This is a genomic window from Paraprevotella xylaniphila YIT 11841 (assembly GCF_900683745.1).
Taxonomy (GTDB): Bacteria; Bacteroidota; Bacteroidia; order Bacteroidales; family Bacteroidaceae; genus Paraprevotella; species Paraprevotella xylaniphila.
The window spans coordinates 1,169,901-1,191,266 of sequence record NZ_LR215980.1 but is presented as its reverse complement, the minus strand read 5'-3'; the positions used below and the strand labels follow the sequence as shown (position 1 = coordinate 1,191,266).

The following is a 21,366-nucleotide window of genomic DNA, read 5'->3' as shown; positions in this document are numbered from 1 at the left end:
GCAAAAAGTTATTATACAAATTAAGAGAATTATCTTCTCATAGAAAAACCTCTTTTCTGCTGTTGGTCATAATGTCCCTCTACCACATTATCTACTTCCCGTCTGGCTTTGATTTGCTCCCGATTGTCAAACCCGCCCTTTTGCTTGGCTGTGAAATACAGGAAATCACCTGCCGCCCGATGTGATTGCCTGTCCTCCCCAAACAGGTTAAGGGCACTTTTGATGTCCGACACCTGTTCCGTATCAAAACGGGGCTTGTAATAATCACGGGCAAAATGAACAATACAGTGAACAGCCTTGCGGAAGATGTCGTTTGTTTTTAGCAGCAGGAAACTGAGGCAGCCGATGATATGGCTTTGCCATGCAATCCGGTTTTTAAGCCTTGTGGTTTCCTGTGCATGTTCTGCTTCCTTGCGGCTCAACTCTGATTGATGCCTACTTTCCAGTTTCATCAGTTCCCGGTGGTGGTCACTCTGTATGGTCTGGATTTTATCCTGTAACCGCTCAATGGTTTCCTCGTGCGTGGAAATTTCGCTGCGCAAATCCTCTATTTCATTTTTCAGGGCTTTCGATTTCCCGGTAGCCCAGCCGACAGCGGCATTCAGAAGTTCGCTCCCTTTTTCCCTGTTCAGCTTGGAGCGTTTCTCGCTGATAGCCCTGTCAAGGTATTCACTCTGCCGTTCCTTTTCATTTGCCTTTTCGATAAGGGCGTTGGTTATGGTTTCCGTTTCCTGCATTTTCTTATTCGCTATTTCCAACTGATGCTCCCTGTACTGCCTTGTAGCGTCAAGACGCTTCATTTCCTCTTTCTGCTTCTCAATGATGAAATCGTTTCGCTCTAAATGTATCTTGCCTGTAACAGCCTTTGACTGCCCACGCTCCATCAGGAGAATGTCGGATGCCAGACTTTGCATTTCGGTCATATCCTCGTCATTGAGCTTGCGGCTCTTGCCTGTGTCATGGTTCATCCAGTCGAACACGATATGCGCATGGTAATTTGGCTTGAACCATTTTTCGCCCACCTTGAAACTTTCTTTGTCTTCTTGGGTGGGTTGTCCGCCCAGCCAATGCCCCTCGTCTTTGTGCAGGAAGATTTGGAGCGGTGTGATGCCCCAACGTCTTTGGCATTCCTCGCCAAACTTGTGCACGTCTGCCAGTGTCGTGTCCGGTCGGATGAGCAACACGCCCTCACGGATTGGCGAGCATCCCGCCACCTTGATTATCTTTCCGTTCTTTCTCTTGCGTTCACGCTCCTTTTCCTGCATGGCACGACCTGTCTTTTCCTTGACCATCTGCTTGATGTAGTCATAGTGCGCCTGCAGGTCGGGATTGCCGAAGCCGGGATTTATCCACTGCTCATTATTGGCAGTGAGTTCGGGCACGATGTAGATTTTGGACTTGCCGATATTGCGCATATACTCGGCAGTCCTTCGGTTATGAGCCTCGCTTGACGAGGTCTTGCAAGGCTTGATGTGTATGCTGCTTTTTGTAGCCATATTCTCAAAATTTGATTTGGGTTGTTGATTAAACTTATTGCTGTCCGCTCATAACCGCACGGGGTTCTTAGGGGTGCAACCCATAAGCGAAGATTGCAAAGAGAGGGTCACTCTTTGCTCTGGGTTCTTAGGGGTGAAACGCCCTGAGTGGGTTATTAGGGCAAAGCCTTAATCCCCTCGGGAGAGCCCACAACTACGAAAGCGGAGCGTGTAGTTATAGTGGGCTATATCAATGGCAAGCCATTGTCTTTTACCCACAGCCTACGGCTTCCATTCTTCTCCGTTATGGAGGGTTTTCGCCGCTGCTGCCGATTGGGGATGCACCGACCAGTACGAGGTCAAAATCATCTATCAGCTTTTGCAGGACGGGATTCTTTTCTATCATCCGGCAGAGGATTCTTTCCGCCTCCACCAAGTGGTCGGCTGTACAATTTATTTTGCTTTCCCGTATCTGGAAGACAATCCAGTCGGCTATGTCTATGTGTGCCGCTTTCTGTTCCGGGGTGGCATTCTTCTCAATGATGTCGGACACGACCGTCTTGCAAAAAGTCATGTTTTCGGCACGCTGTTTCCATTCCTCATATCCGTCCGCATCGGGAAAGAAGAGCACGGTGCGCCCGGTCAGCACACGGAGCTTTTCCTCTCCCAACTGGCTCTTGCCGCCTGTCGCCAGCCATACATAGCCGGGGAAGATGGCAGAGCCGATAACGGCACTCTTTTCAGATTCCACCAAGACCACGACCTTGTCAGGATAAGTGCCCAGCAGGTGTTCACCGAACAAGCATTGGGACAGTTGCCATTCCTCTGCCAGCTCATGCCGCCTTTTAAGCAGGCTGTGTATCCAGTCCACTGCCGATGCCTGTCCGTCCTTGACACGGTGTCCGTCATTGGGATTGTACTGCATCACCTTGCCCGTGCGTACCCTGCCTGTGCGGTCTATCTGCCAGAAGATGACAGCCCCGTCACGGGTAGCTCCCAAACGGTACTCTTCCAGCAACCTCTTCAACACTTCCTTTGCCGTGCTGCCGTAATAGGAACCAAGGAGCGATGAAATGAAGCGGAAAAAATTGCTATGCACGCTTTGCGACCTCTCCACATACTTTGGCGGTATGCAGCCTATGGTTGCTTGTGGTGGTATCTGCACAGACTTCCGTTCTGACCTCTGCCTGCCAAAAGATAAACCGTTGGCAGTACGGCATTCGGGGTGGTCATGGAAATACTCCTTTGGAGTGTAATGATACCCGCAGCTACTTTCATGGTTGCACCTGCCGACAGACGGGTGCAGGGGCGTACCGCTTTCATCCACATAGTATGTGAAAGAACGCTTGTCCCCGCAGCTGGGGCAGGTATGCCGTGTTGCCGTTCCTTTATATTTCTGTAATGTATAATTACCCATTGCTTGCCTCCTCTATTTTTCAATGAAATTATTACCGTCCTGTCCCATTGTCCCACGTCCTGTGGGTCGGGACAGTGGGACACCTTGGGACACTTTGGGAAATCAGATTCCCGCTTGTACTATTACCGTTCTGATAAACAAGGCGGTTATCCTTCATACAGATATGTACAGGTTGTTTCATGGCTTGTCCTCCTCTCTTTCCTGACCGATAAACAACTCCGTCTGCCTTGTTTCCTCCGTTGTCCCACCTGTCCCATATTGTCCCACCGTCCCGTTTCCTCCGGGTTGGGACAGCGGGACACTTGGAACAGTAGATTCCTCCACTTTCCTGTTGCGCTGGATTATCCGGCTGACAGTGGATTTTCCGCAATTTACCTGTGAGGCTATTTCCCTGACGGACTTTCCCGACCGGGACAATTGTAATATTTGGCAGTCCCTCTGGCTGGATTCATTGTCGCCAAGTTTTTTCAGGTGTTCTTTTTCCGTTGAATAGCCCCTGAACACAAATTGCAGGAAAGCGTCCACCTTCTCAATCTCATAGATGATTACATTGTCCGCATCGTGGGAGAATGTCCCATATCGGACTTTGAGCTGTTTTACATAGCGAAGCTCTCCATCCTGCGCACTCTTCCCGATGGCGAACACGCTGTCAAAGAAATTGTAGAGCCGTTTGCTGCCGGCAAGGTCGTTGGACGTGATGGGGCAGTCCAAAGAGCGTTTTGGCGTATGCGCCAGCACAAGGACGGACAACCCGTATTTCTTTTTGAGGTTGTTGAGCTGTATCATCAGCCGTCCTGCCGCATCGCCCTTCTCCATAGCACAGCACAGATAGGTAAGATTGTCAACGATGAAAATCTTGCACCCGGTTTGCAGAGCCATCTGTTCGATACCTCCCATGATGGCTTCCTCGAAATCGGCTTCCAGCAACGAATTGCAGTCAAGCGAAACCCGGTACAGCCTTTCGGGAAAGGTGTAGGGCTTCCCATGCTCGTTGGTATAGCGGAGCTGGAACTGCTTTTCGGACAGTTCAAAATCCAGATACAGCACATTGTCCGTCCGGGCGATACGGTCGGCTATCTGCACAGCAAGGATGGACTTGCCCACATTGGAATCCGCAAAGAGGCAGGACAGTTCCCCCTCATACCAGAAACTGTCCCACAGCGCACGGGGCGTGGGCAACAGCGATGCTTCAAGTATCGTCCGGTTGGCGGTCTTGATACTCATTACACCGATGCTGTCCGGCATTCCGTGCTGCACTTGGGTCGCCCTCGTCAGGTCGCCATGTATCAGACTGATATAATTCTTGTCCTCTTCCATGACGTTTACCAATTACGTGGAGCGGGTTTGCGGCGGTGGGAGGAAGATAAGGATTCGCTCAGTTCCTCATCGGACAGGGGTACGGGATTCTTACGGGAGGATTCCAGCCATTTGTCCAGTTCGTCCCTGTAAAGGCAATATCGTTTGCCGGGTTTGGTGGCGGGAATGCTTCCCTCTGACAGCTTCATGTAGAGCGTGCCTTTGGGAATGCCCAGATATTCCGCCGCCTCTTCCACTGACATGGGGACATGGGTGTCCACCGCCTTTGCATTGTTCACACTGCGCTGCTCGGTAAGCAGGTTTCTCAGGCTCATCACCTCGTCCCGAAGCTGAGCCACGACCTCCGGGAGGTCGTTGAATGTAATCACTGTTTTTTCCATTTGCGTAGTCGCCTCTTTTGTAAGGCTTGGCGCAAAGGACTGGAATGATACAGCTGTGAATACTTCCACGAATGGTCATTGCAAAATAATTCCCGAATAATGATGCCCAACCGTGAATGACGGGCAAAATTATTCGGGAAGCGGTGTAGAACAGATAGTTATCTGTTGTTGAATACTTACGATTATTGGTTATGGAAAGGCTGGTTATACTATTTCCGTACATAATCTGCCGGATAATGGAAATCCAGTCTGCCGTTTTCCGGCTCGTCAATGGGAATCAGTGTCTTTAACGGCTCTACCTTGAAGTTCTTGATGGTCGCTATGTCCGTATCGGCAAACTCCCGTGGAAAAAGGGTGCTGATGAAGCGGGCACGGTTGTCCCCCGTGTAGTATTTCTTGTACATGAAACGCTCGGAGATATTCCACACGAAATGCCGGAGCGGAATGTTTGAAATGTCTTTGGTCAGCCGTCCTTTTATTGGCTTGGGCTTGTAACTGTGAAGCCGCATCCAGTTGTTGACCTCACCACAGATGTGGTTCACGGTCTCCTTGTCGGCAATTCGGGGCATAATGAAATGGATGTATTCCATGACCATAGCGATGCGCTCTTCATTTTCCCGCTGCTCCCTGTCCTCGTAGTCGGCACGGTTTTTCTCGTGAAGTTCCGGAGATATGGCAATCTCTGTCGGTCTTATATCCGGGGCTGCTTCCCCTCCTGTCGACATTGATGCCGGGGGTACAGGCTTGTGTGCATCTTGGGGCTGGTCTTCCCGAACTTCTGCAATTTCGACAGGTGTCTTTTTCTTGCCGAACTTGATTCGGTAGATTTCGTATGTGTCGAAAATGACTGTCTGGAAAGAGAAATAGAGCAGCCAGCCAAGGAGGTTGCTGCATACAAAGACTATCAGACGCACAAAGTTGTCCTGATTGAATTTATCTGCGACAACCAGTGTCGCTATGGAAGATATTAGGAGGATGGCAAAGCCGACAAATCCCCAAATGATATGTTTGTCTTTTACGGACGGTTCCATGTTTCTTGTCTTATTCGGTTGTTACTTGTTGCTGTTTTCGCAAATTTAATAGTCTTCTTCCAATTATTGCTCATTATCCTTGGTTAGTGGTTTCTTTTTCAATGTTTTTCACCAAATGTCCGAAATCGTACCCGATTATCGTACTTTAAGGACTTTTTAAGGAATGGTGGGTAAAAAACATAGGGAGCGGTTAAAGCTCCACGCAATAACCGCTCCCTATGAATATCCCGGACTTTGAGGATGCCTTATGTCTCCTTGCGTTTCAGGGTTATCTTGTCCACGACCTCGCACATCTGCTGTGCCGCCATCTTGGAATAAATCTGTGTGGTGGTAATGTTCTTGTGTCCCATATAGGCTTGTATGACAGCCATGTCCGTACCCATTTCCACGTGCAGGCTTCCGAATGAATGCCGGGTGCAGTGAAAGGTTATCTTCTTGGTAATGCCTGCCGCCAAGAGCCAGCGTTTGAGCGGTCCTTGAAGCATCTTGTCCTTGAATCCGTCAAAGATAAGCCCCTCGCACCGTTCTCCGAGCAGCCCGTAGGCTTCATCACTGATGGGGTTGTGTACAATCTGCTTCGTCTTCTGCATACGGGTGGTCACAAACATCTTACCGTTGGTGTACGGCTGTATCTGCTGCCAAGTGAGCTGCCTGATGTCGCTCTTCCGCAGTCCGGTCAGGCAGGCGAAAAGAAAAGCCCTTTTCAAGACATCTTCCTCGCAAGGGGTTTCGGCAAGCCATATCAGTTCCTCTTGGCTCAGATGTTCCCTCATGGTGGGAATACACTCGATGCGGTCTAAGAATCCGTTTGGGTTCTCCTTTATCTTCCTGTCCCGGTAGGCGGTGTGAAGTACCGCACGGAAAGCCGACCAGTAGCCTGCCGCAGAATTGACATGCAGTTTTTGGTTGGTGTGTATGGATTGGGGTGCGTTAAGCAGGTATTCCATAAACTTGCGGCACAAGTCCACGTCCACCTCCTCAAAGGTACATTTGCCGTTCACGAACCGCTCGAAGTGCTTGTAAACGTGCTGCCACTTGATATTCTTCCTCTCTGCCAGCTCCTTGAAGTAGGCGAGGAAATCCCCTTTCATCCTGGCTTTGTCAAAGAAGCCGTTATTTTCGTTGAAGATGGCTTCGTAACGCCTGTTGCGAAGTATCTCCGCCTTTTTCATCATGCGTGCGTTGAAGTCACGCTCCTGCTGATTGGCGGGTTTGGCGAAAATGTAAATTCCCAGAGCTTCACGTGTAATCACTTTCATGGTGGTGTTGTCACGATAGCCGGGATAATAGTCCAGACACAGCGAATACTGTGTACCGTTCTTAATCTTGCGCTTGCGCAAGGTAACTGTCTTGCATTTGCTCATAATGATGTTGTTTTAACTGGTTGTACATTTTCGGAGGTGTCCCCGTGTTTACGGTGACAAAGGAACAACGTGAAACAACCGTGAATACCTCCACGGCAATCATTTTGAAATAATTTTCCGGAAATGTCGGTTGCTCACGGTTGTTTCTCCCTTTCAGCCATGACACGCTCCACATCGGAGCGCAAAAGCAGGTTTTTCACTCCGACCTTTATCTTTTCGATGCGCTTCACCTTGACGATATGGCTGATGTTGGCTGAGGAAAGCCCGTAAATCTGCCGGACTTGTTCCACGGTGTAGTAGCGTTCATCGTTTATGAGGTCTGTCCTGCGGAGTTCATCCAAATGGGATTTGGAGTAGTAGGTGCGCCCGTATTCTCTTTTGGTCGGTATCTTGTGGCGGTGGGCGTATGCCCGGAGTGCGGTCGGCTTCATGCCGAACAGTTCTTCCGCTTCTTCAATCAGGAGCCAGTCAGTGATATTGCTTGTATCTACAGCCACACCGAAAAACTCGTCAACATGCTTCTTGCTGTAATAGTTCTTCCCAGCGATGCGGCAGATGGGGATGCGGTTACGCTTGGCGGTGGTATAGAGCCACGACTGCTTGACCTTGAAGAGCGACATCACATTCTCACCTGAATAGAAGTCCATTACTTCATCTATATCCTTTTCCCTCTTTTCTCTTTTGGCAGGCAAAGAAGATGAAGCGGCTTTTTTCGGTGTGGAAGTGCAGCCGGGCAGGACACGATGGTAAGGGTTGCCCTCCAGCATCCGCTCGATGTCTGCCTTGCGGATGAATGCCATGCGGTTGCTGATGCGTGAGGCTTTCAGCTTGCCGAGGGCTACAAGTTTGTAAACATACTGCCGGGAACAGCCCATGAGCGTGGCTGCTTTGGAAAAGGTGAGATACTCCTGATGCTGTATCTCCATCAAGGGTTGGGCGACTTTGAAAAGATTGTTTTTCTGTTCCGTTCTGGCTCGTTTGGCTTCCGCCTGACAAGCCTCGCTGCAATATTTCTGTACCCCGCTCCGGGTTACAAATGACTTGCCGCAAAAACTGCATTTTCTGGTTGTTTTCATGCTGCTTTATCGTTTACTGGTTCATTCCTTTAATCGTGTATCCCTGAAATGGTGAATGGAAGTAAACGGAAGTCAACCGTTGTCGCCTTTCTGCACGATGTTACCATCGCTGCAAGAAGGAACGGTTGCTGTCGCTTGTCGTAAACGGTTGTAAACCCTTGTGAACTGTCTGCATGATGTGACAAAAAACAAGCTCCACAAATTCTCCACGTCAGAAATACGTCTCAAAAATATGTGGAAATTTGGGAAGCATCAAAAAGCAGCCGAAAAGTGTTAATTTTTAGAATATGCTGATAGATAAAGATTTACGCTTGAGTATTTCTGGTTGTTTTTGGTTGTTCTACGCTTCTAAATACATTATTCAACTGGTAGTGGGTATTCTATTAACCTAATACAACAGGACTCTTTAGTGAGAGTTGCAGATGTTAATAATACACTCACTAATAGCAGCACAGACAAGCCGCTATCCGCCGCAATGGGAAAAGAACTAAATGATAAAATTGAGGCCATAAAATCGGAAATTTCTGCATTAAGGGATGAAATAGAAGCACTTAAGGGAAGCGGGTCATGAAAACGGGGAGGCACGCCGCCTCCCCTCCATTTAAAAACTTTATACCATGAAAAACATGTTAGTTCTTCAAGCGTCCCTCACGGGAGGCGGTGGCAAAGTTAAACAAAAAAAGGAGATAAAGATGGGAATGTTGATAGTTTTATTTACGATTGCTGCTTGTTTTGTTTCTTCTTGGCTGTTTATTGTGTGGGAGGATGCCTGCGCAAGGAAAAAAATATTGGTAATGAATTAAATATAGGATGACATGAAAGCGAGCAACACATTGATTGAGGCGATAAAGAGATTCGAGGGTTTCCGTGGCACGGCTTACAAGTGCCCGGCGGGCGTGTGGACGATAGGCTACGGACATACGGTTGGCGTGAAGCGCGGCGACAAGATGACGGAGGGCGAAGCGGAACGGCAGCTCAGGCGCGACTTGGCAGAATATGAGGCATTCGTGGACAAATTAGGCGTGACGGAGCGGCAGAACAAGTTCGACGCATTGGTGGACTTCGCGTACAACCTTGGGTGCGACGCGTTGGCCGGTTCCACACTTTTGAAGAAAATACGGGCTTGCGCGCCGGATGCGGAGGTGCGTGCGGAGTTCATGAGGTGGGTGTATGCCACGGTGGCCGGGAAGAAGCGGAAGCTTGACGGACTGGTGAAGCGCAGGAAATGGGAGGCTGACAGGTTCTTTAATATCGCGTGAACATGGGAACGAGTGATGAATACTGGCCGATGCTTGACGACGGCGGAGGGGGCGACGGGAAGGGTTTGCCGCCTTGGTTGGTCTTCCTCGTGTTGGCTTTTGGTGTCTGGATGTTGGCACGGGCGTTGGCGATGTGAATGAATGATTATTAACCCGGTGGCGGGGAAGCGATCTTTGACTTGGTGGGATTGCAGTTAATGAAGACAAATAAGGCTTAACAAACTTGGAAAGATGGACAATTTACTCTATTTTTGTCCTATTCAAATGTTAAAATATGAAAGATAATGCACTTTCTGTGGCTAATTATCTCATTGATTTAGCAAAAAAGGAGAATAAGAACCTGACGCAATTAGGTTTGATGAAACGTGTCTATATAGCTCACGGATTCTCTTTGGCGATAAACAAAGAATCTTTGCTTGACAACCGTTTTGACAAGGTGGAGGCATGGAAATACGGGCCTGTAATTCCATCCGTCTACCATTCTTTCAAGCAATACAAAGCCGGCCCTATAACAGAAAAGGCCGTTGTGATGGATTGGGACGAAAAGAATTGTACGATTTCATTTCCGGAGCCTGTGTTGGAGGGTGACAAGGCAAAGAAAATTGTCGAGATGGTATGGAAGCGTTACCTTGATTTTACGGATGCCGAGATGGTCGCTTTGACGCACCGGAAGGGCACGCCATGGTCTGTTTGTTATATACCAGAACAAAATGTTCCCATTCCGGATGAAGTAACAGCCTTGTATTATGAAAAGCTTGTTGAAACTGTATTAAAGTCACACAATTCATGAAAGGAAAGTTTGAAGACCTTATGCGAATCCTTTCTGATGAAGGCAAGGACAAGGAGGAATCCGAAGAATCACAGGTGAATTTGTTGGAACAAACGTCCAATGAACTGACAATAGACTACCTGCGTGCACAGATAGACCGCCAAAGGGAGGAAATAGAGGGACTTAAACAAGACCGTGAGCAACGGAAAATATTCAGTTACGTGATATTTGGATTCATGTGTTTGTATATGTTAGCTTCTTTGGTCATCGTATATTTAAGTGGACGTAGGACAATCTTACTGTCAGACAGTGTACTTATTACCCTACTTACCACATCGTTGGCCAATGTGATAGGGATATTCAATTTTGTCGCAAAATATTTATTCCATCCCAAAAGATAGCCCCTTGGAATTGAAAGGCTACGTGTTTGCGTGGCTCACAAGGTAGGTTTCAACGGGCTATCATTTTGCATCAGGAGAATAGTAACCAAGCCACACGAAACCATTTCATTAATCAAGCGGCAATCCCACATAAACAAGTCGGGGTTGCCGCTTTTTCGTTGCCACAAAAAGAAGTAGGAATGAATAGATTTTTTAAAGTGTTCTGGCCTTGGCTGATGGTGCCGGTGTTCTGGCTCGTGGTGGGGCTGTCGTTGTTTGCCGTGTGCGGATGTGCACGGGTGCAGTACGTGCCGGTGGAGACGGTGAGGATAGACAGCGTGCATGGTGCGCGGTGGTCTGTGGACAGTGTTTACTTGAAGGATTCGATTCACGTGGAATTGAGGACGGAGAGGGACACGGTGTATAGGACGGAATACAAGTACCGGACGCACTGGAGGGAGCGCGTGGTGAGGGACACGTTGGTGTCGGTGAGGACGGACAGCGTTGGCGTGCCTTATCCTGTGGAGCGGAAGCTTTCGAGGTGGGAGGAAACGAAGCTGCACTATGGGGGCTTTGCGCTCGTGGCCGTGGTCGTTTGCATCCTTATAGGATTCGGGAGGTTTGTGTACAGGCTGAAAAAGTAATGTTTACTCCTTCGGGGACGGGAGTATAAAAAAGCCCCCAACGTTCCTTGCATTACCACATGACAAGACGCGAAAATAGCTCGCGCGTTGAGGGCTTTATGTCTTCATCGCGAGCTATCGTTGTATATAAACGCCTTGTCATGTGGTATGACAAAGATATGAATAAAAATCGGATTTTGTATGTGCAAGGAAGATATTTTTAATGAGATTATTCAGGTTGTCAGCAGGGAAACGGAGATTTCACCAAGAATCATATTGTCGGGAAGCAAGGAAACGGAGGTGGTTGATGCGCGTTACCTTCTCGTGTATTTCCTTTCCAAGGAGGGCTTCTACCCTTCCCGGATTGCATTATTGGTGCACAAGACGAAACGCGCGGTAAACTATATGCTGTCCAATTTTTCTTCGCGTGTGAGGTGCGGGAAAATGATGGGAATATATCGGGAAAGAATCGGGAATGAGTTGGGAAAGAACTGATTTTTTTATTCGCCATGTATCCATATTTTTGTGATACGGTTAATATTGGCCGGATTAAATAGATTTAATTATGGATACAGAGAAGAAAGAAATCGTGGAAAAAAAAGTCTACGAGGACGGCAAGAAAGAGTATGCTTCCAAGAGTATGGCCGGAACGGCGTTGGGCTTCGGTATTGCCGGAACAGCTTTGGGCTTGTGGGGTGCATCCCGTAGAAGCGGGTTGGGAATCGGTGGAGGAATGCCTGAAAACGTGAATATCAACACCGTCAGTGATGCCATTGCAGGACGTTCCGGTGCGGCTCCTACAGCCTTTCAGGCATGGGAAAAGGAGTGTGAGGATGCCATTGCGTTAACCAACACCATTTGGGGGCTGAAAGTGAACACCATGGAACAGATGTATGCCCACCGGGATACGGACGTGGCTGAAAAGTTTGGCCTGTGGAAGTCTCAAGTGGAAGGAGACTTTGGAAACTATAAGGCTTCCCGTGACCTGTATGACCACATGAGCGAAAAACTGAATACGGCCGCATTCGGACTGTACAAGGGACAGAGAGACTTGTATGACACGATCAACGAGCGTTACTCGGAGAAGTTCTGTGAATTGGATAAGAAAGTGTATGGCATGGAAATCGCCAACCTTTATCAAAACAAGATTATCCAAATGGGATTGGAAGGCGTTTTGAAAGAAAGCATGTGTTATACAGACCGTAAGACTTGTCGTGCCATTTATGGTGTGGTAGGTTTGCCGAGCACACCGACAACAACGGTATTGGAGGGTGCAAACCCTTTCGGATGCGATTGCGCACGCAGGCAGGGCACAGCACCGACGGCGTAAAACCGGCACGCAGGAAGAAGCGTTAGTGGTAAAGCCCCTTCGGGGGCGATACCACTTTCCATTAAAAACCACTAACAAAGATATTATCATGGGAATGTTTGAAAATGACCCGTTATTAGGGAACCGGCCGAGTTTGGAACAACTTGAACGGCAGAATGAAATGTATGCACAGAAATTGCAAGAGTTAAGGAATATGCCTGTTCAACCCGTTCCCGGGCATCAAAGGACATCCACGCCGTTATGGGATGAGATAGACAAGATTGTATCTTCTCTTAACGAGCAGGAAAAATCTGTATTGGTGAACAACAAAGAATATTATGAAAACAGTGTGGCCATTCAGGAAATGGTAAACGCTGAAATCCTTATGCTTGTCAAGGGACGGATAGAATCGTCACCGGAAGGGAAAGCCATCTTGGAACAACAACTTTCGTTCGTGAAGAGGATGTCAAGGGCTGCCAAGGAAGAAACAGCCAAAAGGGACGCGCTGTTCCGGGAGTATATGACGGAACACAGTGACATGACCTGGCAGGAGTTCATCGATATGAAAAACGGGAAACCTAAAAAGAAATAATCATGGAAACATCGGATGTTATAAAATTGAAAGAGGGAATAAAAGAAGCCATAAAAAATTGGACTGGGAGTAAGATTGATGCCCTGTTTCCAAAGAAACCACAAACAAGGGTCATACTAAAGCGGGGACTTTACAATTACCTTGCGAAAGAAGATTTAAAAATAAACAGCATGGTGGAGCGTATCATGCTTTTCGTGGGGGATGAAAATGGAGTGATTGACACAGATGCCGCCATCGACATGCTTATTGACTTATTCAAGGAAATGGATGTGCAGGAATATGAAATTGGGATTATTCCCATTACCGTAGGTAAGGGTGAATTTGTGCTGAATCTTCCTCATAATCCGCTGTTAGACATGCTTGTCGGTGAATTGGGAAAGGTGACAATAAAAGCGGAAGACATACTCGAAATGAAAAAAATGTTTGTGGATACATAATATCTTAATATGCAAGAAGAAGATTATATAAATGAGCTGATTGACAGTACCGACAATATCCCGTATATGGATTATTGCCGGTTGCTGCCGGTTTTATATTGGAATCTCATATAGATTTTTCCCCGTGAACAGGAATACAAAAAAATCTAAATCATTGACATCATGATGTTTTTTCTCAATTCTATGTAATCTGTATAGTATTCAGGGTGTTCTACATAATCTATAACTTTTCTAATGGCCATATCTGCTTGTTGATGTCTTACCTTTGTGTAATACCGTATGATTCCCTTTGAGTACATGGAGTGTCCAAGACAATAGTCAATTATTGTATCTGGAATCCCTAAATCTGAGGCAAACTGTGCGAAAGTTTTCCGTGCTGAATAAAATATTACTTTCTCTTGTATTCCAAGTTTTATTGCTATTTTCTTTATAGTTCGTGTTACATATTGTGTAAAGTTAGCATCCGTAAAGTTGTATCCAAAACTCAGTTTTCCCTTTTTGTCCATCCATTTATTAATGATTTCTTTTGCTTGAATTGGAACAGATAAACGAATGATATTAGTTCCGGTAGTTGTATTTTTTGATTTGGTTCTAATATATTGTATTTCATCATTTCTAAAGTCTATATTGAGTAAATCAATTAGGTTTATACCTCCAAGGAAAAATGACAAGCAGAATAAATCTCGTGCGACAATCTCCCTTTTTTCAGTAGTCTTAAAATTGATTATTTTCTTCATTGATGAAACTGAAATGTCAGCCTCTCTTATAGGGGAAGCCGTTATCTTGTAAGAACAGAACGGATGAAAGTCATATTTTACCCACCTTGATTTTAAGGCGTAGTTTACAATGACTTTCGTTCTTGCCATCATTGCATTTACAGAAGCTTTACTAAGCTTCTTTTTGCTTTTTAGATATTCGGCATAGCTTTCAATTAATTGTGGAGTAATACCAGACATCGGAAAATTACCTTTAGTGAAACATGTGAAGTTTTCACAATTGTGCATTAGCATTTTTGCATATCCGGTTCTGCCTTCTTTAATAAGTTTCTCAACATATTCATTTGTAACATCGACAAACGTTGTTGAGCTTTTACCCATTGATGATTCTATTATGATTTGCTTGAGCTGAATGCATGAATATAGTTCCGGATGCTCAATTTCATCTAATTTGGTTTGGTACAAATCCATCAGAGCCCTGATTTTTTTGTTCAAAGCTGCTGCATCGGGTCTTTTCACAATCTGCCCGTTTCTGAATTGGGTTTCGGAATCAATAATGATATTCGTTAAAATATAGGCAGTGACATGTTTATGCCTTACTGCGATTCTGATTTTATGCCTTCCTCCTTTCAGGGCTTTGGCTTTATATATAATTGGAGATAATGTTGCCATCTGCTTTTAAAATTAAAGGATACTCAATAGATACGCGGAATTGTCCACTGTTGGACATTCTTCCTTTTTTTTAAAAGCTCAAATCCTCTTTAAAAGAGAAAAAGCAAAATAGGAAATACTTGATATTGAATCCTTTGCACCCTACTTTGCCTTTGAGCCGACACGGGGACTCGAACCCCGGACCCTTTCATTACGAATGAAATGCTCTACCAACTGAGCCATGTCGGCTTTTGATTTCGCGTGCAAAGGTAGGATATATTTTTTAAATACAAAAATAAAACCGGATTTTTTTCAGGGTAAGATGAAAAAAAACTATCTTTGCTCTTATTAATACCTATATTAAATGAAGAAAACGCTGTGGTTAATCCTTTTTATATCTTGTGTCACTGGGCTTATGGCCGGTCGGCGACCGGATAGGAAGCTTATGATAGAGCAGATGGTTTTGGTGAACGAACGTTTTATGGCTCAGCACCCTGTGGCGGGGGATTCCATACGGATAAACGGTGTTCGTCCCTCTAATATTTGGACGCGCAGTGTGTATATGGAGGGACTGTTGGCTTTGAACGAAGTTGCTCCACAGCCTCGCTATGTGGAATATGCCATGGATTGGGCTGTGGCGAATTTGTGGGGATTCCGTGGAGGTTCGCATACACGTAATGCCGACAACCAATGTTGCGCGCAGGTTTATATTGATTTGTATCGCCTGCATGAAGATGCCCAGGTTTTGGGGAATACGGAACGTATGCTCAATAACGTGGTGAACAGTACGGAACGAGGGGATTGGTCGTGGATAGACGCCTTGCAAATGGCCATGCCCGTCTATGCCAAAATGGGCGTAGTCAAGCAGGATATCCGTTATTTCCGTACGATGAGAGAACTGTATGGCTATACGCGCGACTGTGCCGGACAGGTCGGACTGTTTAATACGATAGACGGTTTGTGGTGGCGTGACGCCGATTTTATTCCGCCTTATAAGGAGCCGAACGGGAAGAGTTGCTACTGGAGCCGTGGGAATGGTTGGGTCATGGCGGCGTTGGCACGTACGATAGACGAGATGGAACGGGCGGAGGATTTGTTTGTCGGAGGCGAGAAGCAGGAGATTGCGGACATCAAGAAATTGATGACGGATGATTTCCTTGCCATGGCTTTCTCGGTGAAGAAATGCCAACGGAGCGATGGTTTCTGGAATTGCAGCCTGACCGATGAATTTCATTACGGAGGTCCGGAAACAACCGGTACCGCGCTGTTCCTGTATGGCATGGCATGGGGAATGCTCAACGGGATCTTGTCGGACGAAGTTTTTGGAGAGCCTGCATTAAAGGCATGGAGTGCGTTGATGCACGACGCGGTTCATCCGGACGGATTTCTGGGATACGTGCAAGGGACCGGCAAGGAACCGAAAGACGGTCAGCCGGTAGGATATGACAGCAAGCCGGATTTCGAGGATTTTGCCATCGGTTGTTATTTGTTGGCCGGTGCCGAGATGATAAAGTTTTTAACTCAATAATATAATCGTTTTATTAACCTAATTTTCATGAACAAACATCACATTTGGGCATCGGCTTTTGCCATGCTCGCTTTGACTTACGGTGGGAAGCTGTCCGCACAAGGTCGTTTGGACTTGTCGGGACAGTGGGAGTTTCAAATCGACAGGGCTGATAAGGGAACAGCCGATAAGTGGTACGACCGGACTTTGGAAGACCGTATCTTGTTACCCGGCAGTATGCCACAACGTTTGAAGGGCGACAGGCCGTCGGTGGAAACGCAGTGGACAGGGTCGCTCTACGACAGTTCCTATTTTTATAACCCTTACATGGAGAAATACCGTCGGGAAGAGAACTTCAAGTTGCCGTTTTTCCTGACGCCCGACCGCCACTATGTGGGGACGGCCTGGTACCGAAGGACGGTGGAAGTGCCGGCTGATTGGAAGAACCGTCGCGTCGTATTGTATCTTGAGCGTCTGCATATCGAGACGGAATTGTGGGTCAACGGAAAGAAAGTCGGGGGCGACAACAGCTTGTGCGTGCCTCATTGTTATGACGTGACGGATTATGTCAAAAGCGGGGAAAACGCCTTGGCACTGCGCGTCAGCAACCGTATCGACGGTGTTTGTGTGGGAGCGGACTCGCATAGCGTGACCGACCAGACACAAGGAAACTGGAACGGTGTGGTGGGGCGTATGGAATTGCGGAGCACGCCTCTTCTGTATGCCGAAGACATACAGGTTTATCCGAACATACATGACCGTACGGCCACCGTGCGGATACGTTTGAAGCTACATCGCGGCAAAGGACGTCCTGATGCCGAGGTCAAGTTGTCGGCCAAGAGTTTCAATACCGATGTGGTGCACGAGATACCGGTTGTGTCCCGCCGGGTGAAGCTGAAAAAAGGACAGGCGGAAGTAGAGGTCGTGTTGGACATGGGCGAGAAAATGCAGTTGTGGGATGAATTCAATCCGGCATTGTATGAATTGACGGCAGAAGTCTCCTCTGAGTACGGGACGGACAAACAGACCCGTACTTTCGGGATGCGTGAGTTCAAGATAGACGGGAAGATGTTTTATGTGAACGGTCGGCTCATCCAGTTGCGCGGCACGGTGGAGAACTGCGATTTCCCATTGACAGGATACGCTCCGATGGACGAGGAGTCGTGGGAACGGGTGTTCCGCATTTGCCGGAGCTATGGGCTGAACCACATGCGTTTCCATTCTTTCTGTCCGCCCGAAGCCGCCTTTGCGGCGGCCGACCGTGTGGGATTCTATTTGCAGCCCGAAGGACCGAGCTGGCCGAACCACGGGGTGAAGCTGGGGAACGGAATGTACATCGACCGTTATTTGATGGAAGAAACACAGCGCATGAACAAGGCGTATGGCAATTATGCTTCGTTTTGCATGATGGCCTGCGGCAACGAACCGGCGGGCAACTGGGTGGCTTGGGTGAGCGATTTCGTGGACTATTGGAAGAAGACGGACAGCCGTCATGTATACACCGGCGCGTCGGTCGGAGGCGGTTGGGCTTGGCAGCCTAAGAGCATGTACCATGTGAAAGCCGGTGTGCGCGGGTTGGACGAATGGCGCCGCCGTGCACCGGAGAGCATGTCCGACTTCCGTGCGAAAATCGACACGGTGAGTGTGCCTTTTGTCTCCCACGAGACCGGACAATGGTGCGTATTCCCTAATTTCGATGAAATCAGTAAGTACACGGGGGTGAACAAAGCCAAAAACTTCGAGATATTCCGCGACATACTGAACGACAATCACATGGGCGGGATGGCGCACAAGTTCATGATGGCTTCCGGTAAGCTGCAAACCCTATGCTACAAACATGAGATTGAACGGACCTTGCGTACACCGGATTATGCGGGATTCCAATTGTTGGCCCTGAACGACTACTCCGGGCAGGGTACGGCCTTGGTGGGATTGACGGATGTCTTTTTTGACGAAAAGGAATACTGTTCACCGGAAGACTTCCGTGAATTCTGTTCGCCGACGGTGCTGTTGGCGCGCATTCCCAAGTTCACCTATTGGAACCGGGACGCTTTTACGGCGGCGGTCGAGGTGGCCCATTATGGCAAAGCGGCGATCCGTGACGCAGAAGTGTCTTACCGCATCTGCGACAAGTACGGGAAAACGTATACGGAAGGGACTTTGTACAACGGTGATGTGGCTTTGGGCAACAACATCGGTTTGGGCAGCGTGATGGTTTCTTTGGATAAGATAGATGTGCCTCGGCAAATGGTGTTCGAGGTGATGCTGAAGGGGACGTATGACCTCGATGGCCGCAAGGAAGAAGTGCGCAGCAGGAACCATTGGGACTTTTGGGTGTATCCTCAGACGACGTTGGATGATTTGGCCTGCATGGACACCGGCGACGTGTACATCACGGACACGTTGGACAAACAGGCCGAAGAAGTGTTGAAGGCAGGAGGCAAGGTGTTGGTGGCGGCAGCCGGAAAGATTACTTATGGAAAGGACATCGTGCAACAGTTCACGCCCGTGTTCTGGAACACGAGTTGGTTCAAGATGCGTCCGCCCCACACCACCGGGCTTTACATCGAAAGCAACCATCCGCTCTTCCGGAACTTCCCCACGGATTACTACAGCGACATGCAGTGGTGGGACTTGGTGAACCGCAAACAGGTCATGCAGTTTACGGAATTTCCGGCTGATTTCCAACCGATCGTACAGAGCATCGACACGTGGTTCCTGAGCCGCAAGATCGGTATGCTGTTTGAAGCCAACGTGGCGGGCGGACGGCTGATGATGACTACCATGCCGTTGGATGCGGACAGCGGGGTACCCGTTATCGCCCAGATGCGCAAAGCCGTCATCGCTTACATGCAGTCGGACGATTTCCGCCCGCAATACACGGTGGATTTGCAGCACGTCAAAGACCTTTTCACCAAAGAAGCTCCCAAGGTGAACATGTACACCAACGATTCGCCCGATGAGTTGAAACCGAAACTTAATGCCAAGAAATGATGCGACATCACTTTATTATATTAGGCCTATGGGCATGCGGCACGGGATTTTCCGTGTTGCATGCTGCCGATGGTGGTTACCTGTTGCAACTGACTTCGGACAAGCGTGTACCGGTGCAACGTCTGTTGGGGGAGGGCGATACGTCGTCTGCCGCACCGTTGACCGAACACCGGCTGTCTCCCGAAGACCGTTATACGCCGGAGAAAGGGTACGGCTATGACCTGCTCGCCTCGCCGGACGAAAGCGGAGACCGGCCTTATTATGTCTCCGTACAGGTACCCGACGGGAACTATCGCGTCACGGTGCTTTTGGGCAACCGCAAGGAGGCGGGCGTTACCACGGTACGGGCGGAGTCGCGCCGCTTGTTTTTGGAAAGCGTGCCGACGAAGAAAGGGGAGTTCCGCACGTTTACTTTCACAGTCAACAAACGTACACCGAAAATCTCCGATACCGAGGCGGTGCGTATCAAACCGCGTGAACGATCCAAGCTGAACTGGGATGACAAGCTTACGATTGAAGTCAACGGTGACCGTCCGCAGTGTGCGGCCATCCGGATTGAACCGGACCACTGTGTCCCGACCCTGTTCCTGACTGGAAACTCTACCGTGGTGGACCAGGACGAAGAGCCGTGGGCCAGTTGGGGACAGATGATTCCCCGTTTCTTTGATGCGGAAGTATGCTTTGCCAATTATGCGGAGAGCGGCGAATGTGCCGACACTTTCATCCGTGCCGGACGATTGAAGAAAGCCTTGTCGCAAATGAAACCGGGCGACTACATGTTCATGGAGTTCGGGCACAACGACCAGAAACAAAATGGGCCGGGAAGGGGAGCTTATTATTCCTTCGCCACAAGCCTGAAAACGTTCATTGACGAAGTCCGGCAGCGTGGCGGACATCCTGTGTTGGTGACCCCGACCTGCCGTCGGGCTTTCAAGGACGGGAAGATACGGTCCACACACGCCGACTATCCCGATGCCGTGCATTGGGTGGCCGAACGGGAGCAGGTGCCTTTGATAGATTTGCAGGAAATGACGCGCGTCCTGTTTGAGGCTTTGGGCGAGGAAGGAAGCAAAAGGGCTTTCGTGCATTATCCGGCCGGTACTTATCCGGGGCAGGCCAAAGCTTTGGCCGACAACACCCATTTCAATCCTTACGGGGCATACCAGATAGCGCGGTGTGTTGTCGAAGGAATGAAACAAGCCTGTCTGCCTTTTGTAGACCACCTTCGCGAAGACGTGCAGCCTTTCCGGCCTTCCGTGCCGGATAGTCCGGATGCGTTCCACTGGGACGAAAGCCTCTTTGTGGAGATGCAGAAACCCGATGGCAACTGACCTGTCCTTTGGATGCGTGGCTGTTGATTTCTTTTATCTTCTGCCTATATTTGGTTTTCAGAGAGTTAAGCTCTTGGATTTGATGACAGGAGAATGAAAAACGAATCTGCGCCAAACGAAAAATCAATCTCAGTCGATTGAAAAAACGTTTGGCGCAGATTCTTTTTGTATATGCTTTTCTCGCAGAAACACCTGAAAACAGCCTATTTCCTGCTTTCAAACATCTTGGAACCTATAAGACAGAAGAACACACGAACAAAAAAGCAAGATAACTTCCACGAGAAAGATATGTCCTTTTGTTCTTATGTCTTATCATCTTCAACATGCAAACGGATTTTCTGCGATGGGCAATCATGCCGGAAAGGGATTAGCACCCGCCTCCGCAACAGCCTCCTCTGCGGTGGTGATGCCTTCTGTCCTTGCGGTGATGGTCGTAGTCACAGCAATGTCCTTCGTGCCTGCAATCCCTGCACTCGCTGCATTCTTCGTTTTTACGGCATCCGGCACATTCCGAGCAGTCCGTCTTGCACGTACAATCCTTGCATGTGCAATCTTTACAACAGCATTCTATTTTATCCCTTTTGTCTTTTTTGTCCTTACTGTTTTCCTGTGCGGCATAAACGGTAAAGGACACTGCGCTTAGAAACACCGCGCAACTCAATAAGAACTTTTTCATCCGTTTTCCTTTTTAGTTAAACACCTTATTTGTCGGGCTTTTCCGCCCTAAGTCGGGGCCTT

General features: G+C 48.2%; 22 protein-coding genes and 1 tRNA gene. 13 read left to right on the top strand and 10 right to left on the bottom strand.

The genetic code is table 11. The features are described 5' to 3' along the window. Positions 1 to 29 precede the first annotated feature (29 nt). The 7 genes from E0E47_RS04920 to E0E47_RS04885 form a co-directional block, all read right to left on the bottom strand. Positions 30 to 1,496, bottom strand: a complete 1,467-nt coding sequence (locus tag E0E47_RS04920) for a mobilization protein (RefSeq protein ID WP_070751390.1) — start codon at positions 1,494 to 1,496, stop codon at positions 30 to 32. A gap of 283 nt (positions 1,497 to 1,779) precedes the next feature. Beyond that, positions 1,780 to 2,892: a DUF6371 domain-containing protein gene (locus E0E47_RS04915; protein WP_130893056.1), complete on the bottom strand. Its 1,113-nt coding sequence runs from the start codon at positions 2,890 to 2,892 to the stop codon at positions 1,780 to 1,782. Between the two features lie 177 nt (positions 2,893 to 3,069). Further along, positions 3,070 to 4,209: an AAA family ATPase gene (locus E0E47_RS04910; protein ID WP_120046688.1), complete on the bottom strand. Its 1,140-nt coding sequence runs from the start codon at positions 4,207 to 4,209 to the stop codon at positions 3,070 to 3,072. A 5-nt stretch (positions 4,210 to 4,214) separates the two neighbouring features. Continuing rightward, positions 4,215 to 4,589, bottom strand: a complete 375-nt coding sequence (locus E0E47_RS04905; protein WP_070751385.1) for an excisionase family DNA-binding protein — start codon at positions 4,587 to 4,589, stop codon at positions 4,215 to 4,217. A gap of 209 nt (positions 4,590 to 4,798) precedes the next feature. Next, positions 4,799 to 5,620 carry a transposase gene (locus E0E47_RS04900; protein WP_130893055.1) on the bottom strand — a complete coding sequence of 274 codons (822 nt, stop codon included), beginning with the start codon at positions 5,618 to 5,620 and terminating at the stop codon, positions 4,799 to 4,801. A gap of 245 nt (positions 5,621 to 5,865) precedes the next feature. Then, positions 5,866 to 6,984 carry a site-specific integrase gene (locus E0E47_RS04895; RefSeq protein ID WP_070751381.1) on the bottom strand — a complete coding sequence of 373 codons (1,119 nt, stop codon included), beginning with the start codon at positions 6,982 to 6,984 and terminating at the stop codon, positions 5,866 to 5,868. A 134-nt stretch (positions 6,985 to 7,118) separates the two neighbouring features. After that, the gene (locus E0E47_RS04885) at positions 7,119 to 8,060 is read right to left on the bottom strand and encodes a helix-turn-helix domain-containing protein (RefSeq protein ID WP_070751379.1); all 942 of its coding nucleotides are present in this window, start codon (positions 8,058 to 8,060) and stop codon (positions 7,119 to 7,121) included. Between the two features lie 617 nt (positions 8,061 to 8,677). Here E0E47_RS04885 and E0E47_RS04880 point away from each other — a divergent pair. The 10 genes from E0E47_RS04880 to E0E47_RS04840 all read left to right on the top strand — a co-directional run bounded on the left by E0E47_RS04880 (position 8,678) and on the right by E0E47_RS04840 (position 13,429). Next, positions 8,678 to 8,863 carry a hypothetical protein gene (locus tag E0E47_RS04880; RefSeq protein ID WP_130893054.1) on the top strand — a complete coding sequence of 62 codons (186 nt, stop codon included), beginning with the start codon at positions 8,678 to 8,680 and terminating at the stop codon, positions 8,861 to 8,863. Positions 8,864 to 8,875: 12 nt separating this feature from the next. Then, positions 8,876 to 9,319 carry a lysozyme gene (locus tag E0E47_RS04875; RefSeq protein ID WP_040602650.1) on the top strand — a complete coding sequence of 148 codons (444 nt, stop codon included), beginning with the start codon at positions 8,876 to 8,878 and terminating at the stop codon, positions 9,317 to 9,319. Positions 9,320 to 9,321: 2 nt separating this feature from the next. Further along, entirely contained in the window at positions 9,322 to 9,456 is a 135-nt protein-coding gene (locus E0E47_RS17760) for a hypothetical protein (protein ID WP_262708079.1), read from the top strand. 137 nt (positions 9,457 to 9,593) lie between these two features. Then, on the top strand, positions 9,594 to 10,109 hold the full coding sequence (locus tag E0E47_RS04870; protein WP_130892495.1) for a Panacea domain-containing protein: 516 nt from the start codon (positions 9,594 to 9,596) through the stop codon (positions 10,107 to 10,109). Continuing rightward, positions 10,106 to 10,489, top strand: a complete 384-nt coding sequence (locus E0E47_RS04865; RefSeq protein WP_130892494.1) for a hypothetical protein — start codon at positions 10,106 to 10,108, stop codon at positions 10,487 to 10,489. Before E0E47_RS04870 ends, E0E47_RS04865 begins: the two co-directional genes overlap by 4 nt. Positions 10,490 to 10,668: 179 nt before the next feature. After that, positions 10,669 to 11,112 carry a hypothetical protein gene (locus tag E0E47_RS04860; protein WP_130892493.1) on the top strand — a complete coding sequence of 148 codons (444 nt, stop codon included), beginning with the start codon at positions 10,669 to 10,671 and terminating at the stop codon, positions 11,110 to 11,112. Between the two features lie 180 nt (positions 11,113 to 11,292). Continuing rightward, on the top strand, positions 11,293 to 11,586 hold the full coding sequence (locus E0E47_RS04855) for a hypothetical protein (protein ID WP_130892492.1): 294 nt from the start codon (positions 11,293 to 11,295) through the stop codon (positions 11,584 to 11,586). Positions 11,587 to 11,656: 70 nt separating this feature from the next. Continuing rightward, a complete protein-coding gene (locus E0E47_RS04850) occupies positions 11,657 to 12,421 on the top strand; it encodes a hypothetical protein (RefSeq protein ID WP_130893053.1) in 765 nt (254 codons plus the stop codon). 88 nt (positions 12,422 to 12,509) lie between these two features. Beyond that, on the top strand, positions 12,510 to 12,992 hold the full coding sequence (locus tag E0E47_RS04845; RefSeq protein ID WP_130893052.1) for a hypothetical protein: 483 nt from the start codon (positions 12,510 to 12,512) through the stop codon (positions 12,990 to 12,992). Positions 12,993 to 12,994: 2 nt separating this feature from the next. After that, positions 12,995 to 13,429 carry a hypothetical protein gene (locus tag E0E47_RS04840; protein WP_130893051.1) on the top strand — a complete coding sequence of 145 codons (435 nt, stop codon included), beginning with the start codon at positions 12,995 to 12,997 and terminating at the stop codon, positions 13,427 to 13,429. A gap of 146 nt (positions 13,430 to 13,575) precedes the next feature. On the opposite strand, the gene E0E47_RS04835 is transcribed toward E0E47_RS04840, so the two are convergent. Both E0E47_RS04835 and E0E47_RS04830 read right to left on the bottom strand, forming a co-directional pair. After that, positions 13,576 to 14,817, bottom strand: coding sequence for a phage integrase SAM-like domain-containing protein (locus E0E47_RS04835; protein ID WP_130893050.1), 1,242 nt, complete (start codon positions 14,815 to 14,817; stop codon positions 13,576 to 13,578). 155 nt (positions 14,818 to 14,972) lie between these two features. After that, positions 14,973 to 15,045, bottom strand: a tRNA-Thr gene (locus E0E47_RS04830). A gap of 115 nt (positions 15,046 to 15,160) precedes the next feature. On the opposite strand from E0E47_RS04830, the gene E0E47_RS04825 reads away from it, so the two are divergent. From E0E47_RS04825 to E0E47_RS04815, 3 genes are read left to right on the top strand one after another with little or no spacing between them, the layout of a single operon-like run. Further along, positions 15,161 to 16,324, top strand: a complete 1,164-nt coding sequence (locus tag E0E47_RS04825; protein WP_130893049.1) for a glycoside hydrolase family 88/105 protein — start codon at positions 15,161 to 15,163, stop codon at positions 16,322 to 16,324. A 27-nt stretch (positions 16,325 to 16,351) separates the two neighbouring features. Further along, a complete protein-coding gene (locus E0E47_RS04820; protein WP_130893048.1) occupies positions 16,352 to 19,297 on the top strand; it encodes an exo-beta-1,4-galactosidase in 2,946 nt (981 codons plus the stop codon). Continuing rightward, positions 19,294 to 20,628, top strand: coding sequence for a rhamnogalacturonan acetylesterase (locus E0E47_RS04815; protein ID WP_130893047.1), 1,335 nt, complete (start codon positions 19,294 to 19,296; stop codon positions 20,626 to 20,628). Before E0E47_RS04820 ends, E0E47_RS04815 begins: the two co-directional genes overlap by 4 nt. A gap of 367 nt (positions 20,629 to 20,995) precedes the next feature. Here E0E47_RS04815 and E0E47_RS04810 read toward each other — a convergent pair whose 3' ends face one another. Beyond that, positions 20,996 to 21,304: a hypothetical protein gene (locus E0E47_RS04810; protein ID WP_172604655.1), complete on the bottom strand. Its 309-nt coding sequence runs from the start codon at positions 21,302 to 21,304 to the stop codon at positions 20,996 to 20,998. Positions 21,305 to 21,366: the final 62 nt, after the last annotated feature.

What these genes read in the sequence shown, in the direction of transcription:
- E0E47_RS04920 (WP_070751390.1), bottom strand. Translation starts at nt 1,496, where the DNA reads ATGGCTACAAAAAGCAGCATACACATCAAGCCTTGCAAGACCTCGTCA.
- E0E47_RS04915 (WP_130893056.1), bottom strand. Translation starts at nt 2,892, where the DNA reads ATGGGTAATTATACATTACAGAAATATAAAGGAACGGCAACACGGCAT.
- E0E47_RS04910 (WP_120046688.1), bottom strand. Translation starts at nt 4,209, where the DNA reads ATGGAAGAGGACAAGAATTATATCAGTCTGATACATGGCGACCTGACG.
- E0E47_RS04905 (WP_070751385.1), bottom strand. Translation starts at nt 4,589, where the DNA reads ATGGAAAAAACAGTGATTACATTCAACGACCTCCCGGAGGTCGTGGCT.
- E0E47_RS04900 (WP_130893055.1), bottom strand. Translation starts at nt 5,620, where the DNA reads ATGGAACCGTCCGTAAAAGACAAACATATCATTTGGGGATTTGTCGGC.
- E0E47_RS04895 (WP_070751381.1), bottom strand. Translation starts at nt 6,984, where the DNA reads ATGAGCAAATGCAAGACAGTTACCTTGCGCAAGCGCAAGATTAAGAAC.
- E0E47_RS04885 (WP_070751379.1), bottom strand. Translation starts at nt 8,060, where the DNA reads ATGAAAACAACCAGAAAATGCAGTTTTTGCGGCAAGTCATTTGTAACC.
- E0E47_RS04880 (WP_130893054.1), top strand. Translation starts at nt 8,678, where the DNA reads ATGAAAAACATGTTAGTTCTTCAAGCGTCCCTCACGGGAGGCGGTGGC.
- E0E47_RS04875 (WP_040602650.1), top strand. Translation starts at nt 8,876, where the DNA reads ATGAAAGCGAGCAACACATTGATTGAGGCGATAAAGAGATTCGAGGGT.
- E0E47_RS17760 (WP_262708079.1), top strand. Translation starts at nt 9,322, where the DNA reads ATGGGAACGAGTGATGAATACTGGCCGATGCTTGACGACGGCGGAGGG.
- E0E47_RS04870 (WP_130892495.1), top strand. Translation starts at nt 9,594, where the DNA reads ATGAAAGATAATGCACTTTCTGTGGCTAATTATCTCATTGATTTAGCA.
- E0E47_RS04865 (WP_130892494.1), top strand. Translation starts at nt 10,106, where the DNA reads ATGAAAGGAAAGTTTGAAGACCTTATGCGAATCCTTTCTGATGAAGGC.
- E0E47_RS04860 (WP_130892493.1), top strand. Translation starts at nt 10,669, where the DNA reads ATGAATAGATTTTTTAAAGTGTTCTGGCCTTGGCTGATGGTGCCGGTG.
- E0E47_RS04855 (WP_130892492.1), top strand. Translation starts at nt 11,293, where the DNA reads ATGTGCAAGGAAGATATTTTTAATGAGATTATTCAGGTTGTCAGCAGG.
- E0E47_RS04850 (WP_130893053.1), top strand. Translation starts at nt 11,657, where the DNA reads ATGGATACAGAGAAGAAAGAAATCGTGGAAAAAAAAGTCTACGAGGAC.
- E0E47_RS04845 (WP_130893052.1), top strand. Translation starts at nt 12,510, where the DNA reads ATGGGAATGTTTGAAAATGACCCGTTATTAGGGAACCGGCCGAGTTTG.
- E0E47_RS04840 (WP_130893051.1), top strand. Translation starts at nt 12,995, where the DNA reads ATGGAAACATCGGATGTTATAAAATTGAAAGAGGGAATAAAAGAAGCC.
- E0E47_RS04835 (WP_130893050.1), bottom strand. Translation starts at nt 14,817, where the DNA reads ATGGCAACATTATCTCCAATTATATATAAAGCCAAAGCCCTGAAAGGA.
- E0E47_RS04825 (WP_130893049.1), top strand. Translation starts at nt 15,161, where the DNA reads ATGAAGAAAACGCTGTGGTTAATCCTTTTTATATCTTGTGTCACTGGG.
- E0E47_RS04820 (WP_130893048.1), top strand. Translation starts at nt 16,352, where the DNA reads ATGAACAAACATCACATTTGGGCATCGGCTTTTGCCATGCTCGCTTTG.
- E0E47_RS04815 (WP_130893047.1), top strand. Translation starts at nt 19,294, where the DNA reads ATGATGCGACATCACTTTATTATATTAGGCCTATGGGCATGCGGCACG.
- E0E47_RS04810 (WP_172604655.1), bottom strand. Translation starts at nt 21,304, where the DNA reads ATGAAAAAGTTCTTATTGAGTTGCGCGGTGTTTCTAAGCGCAGTGTCC.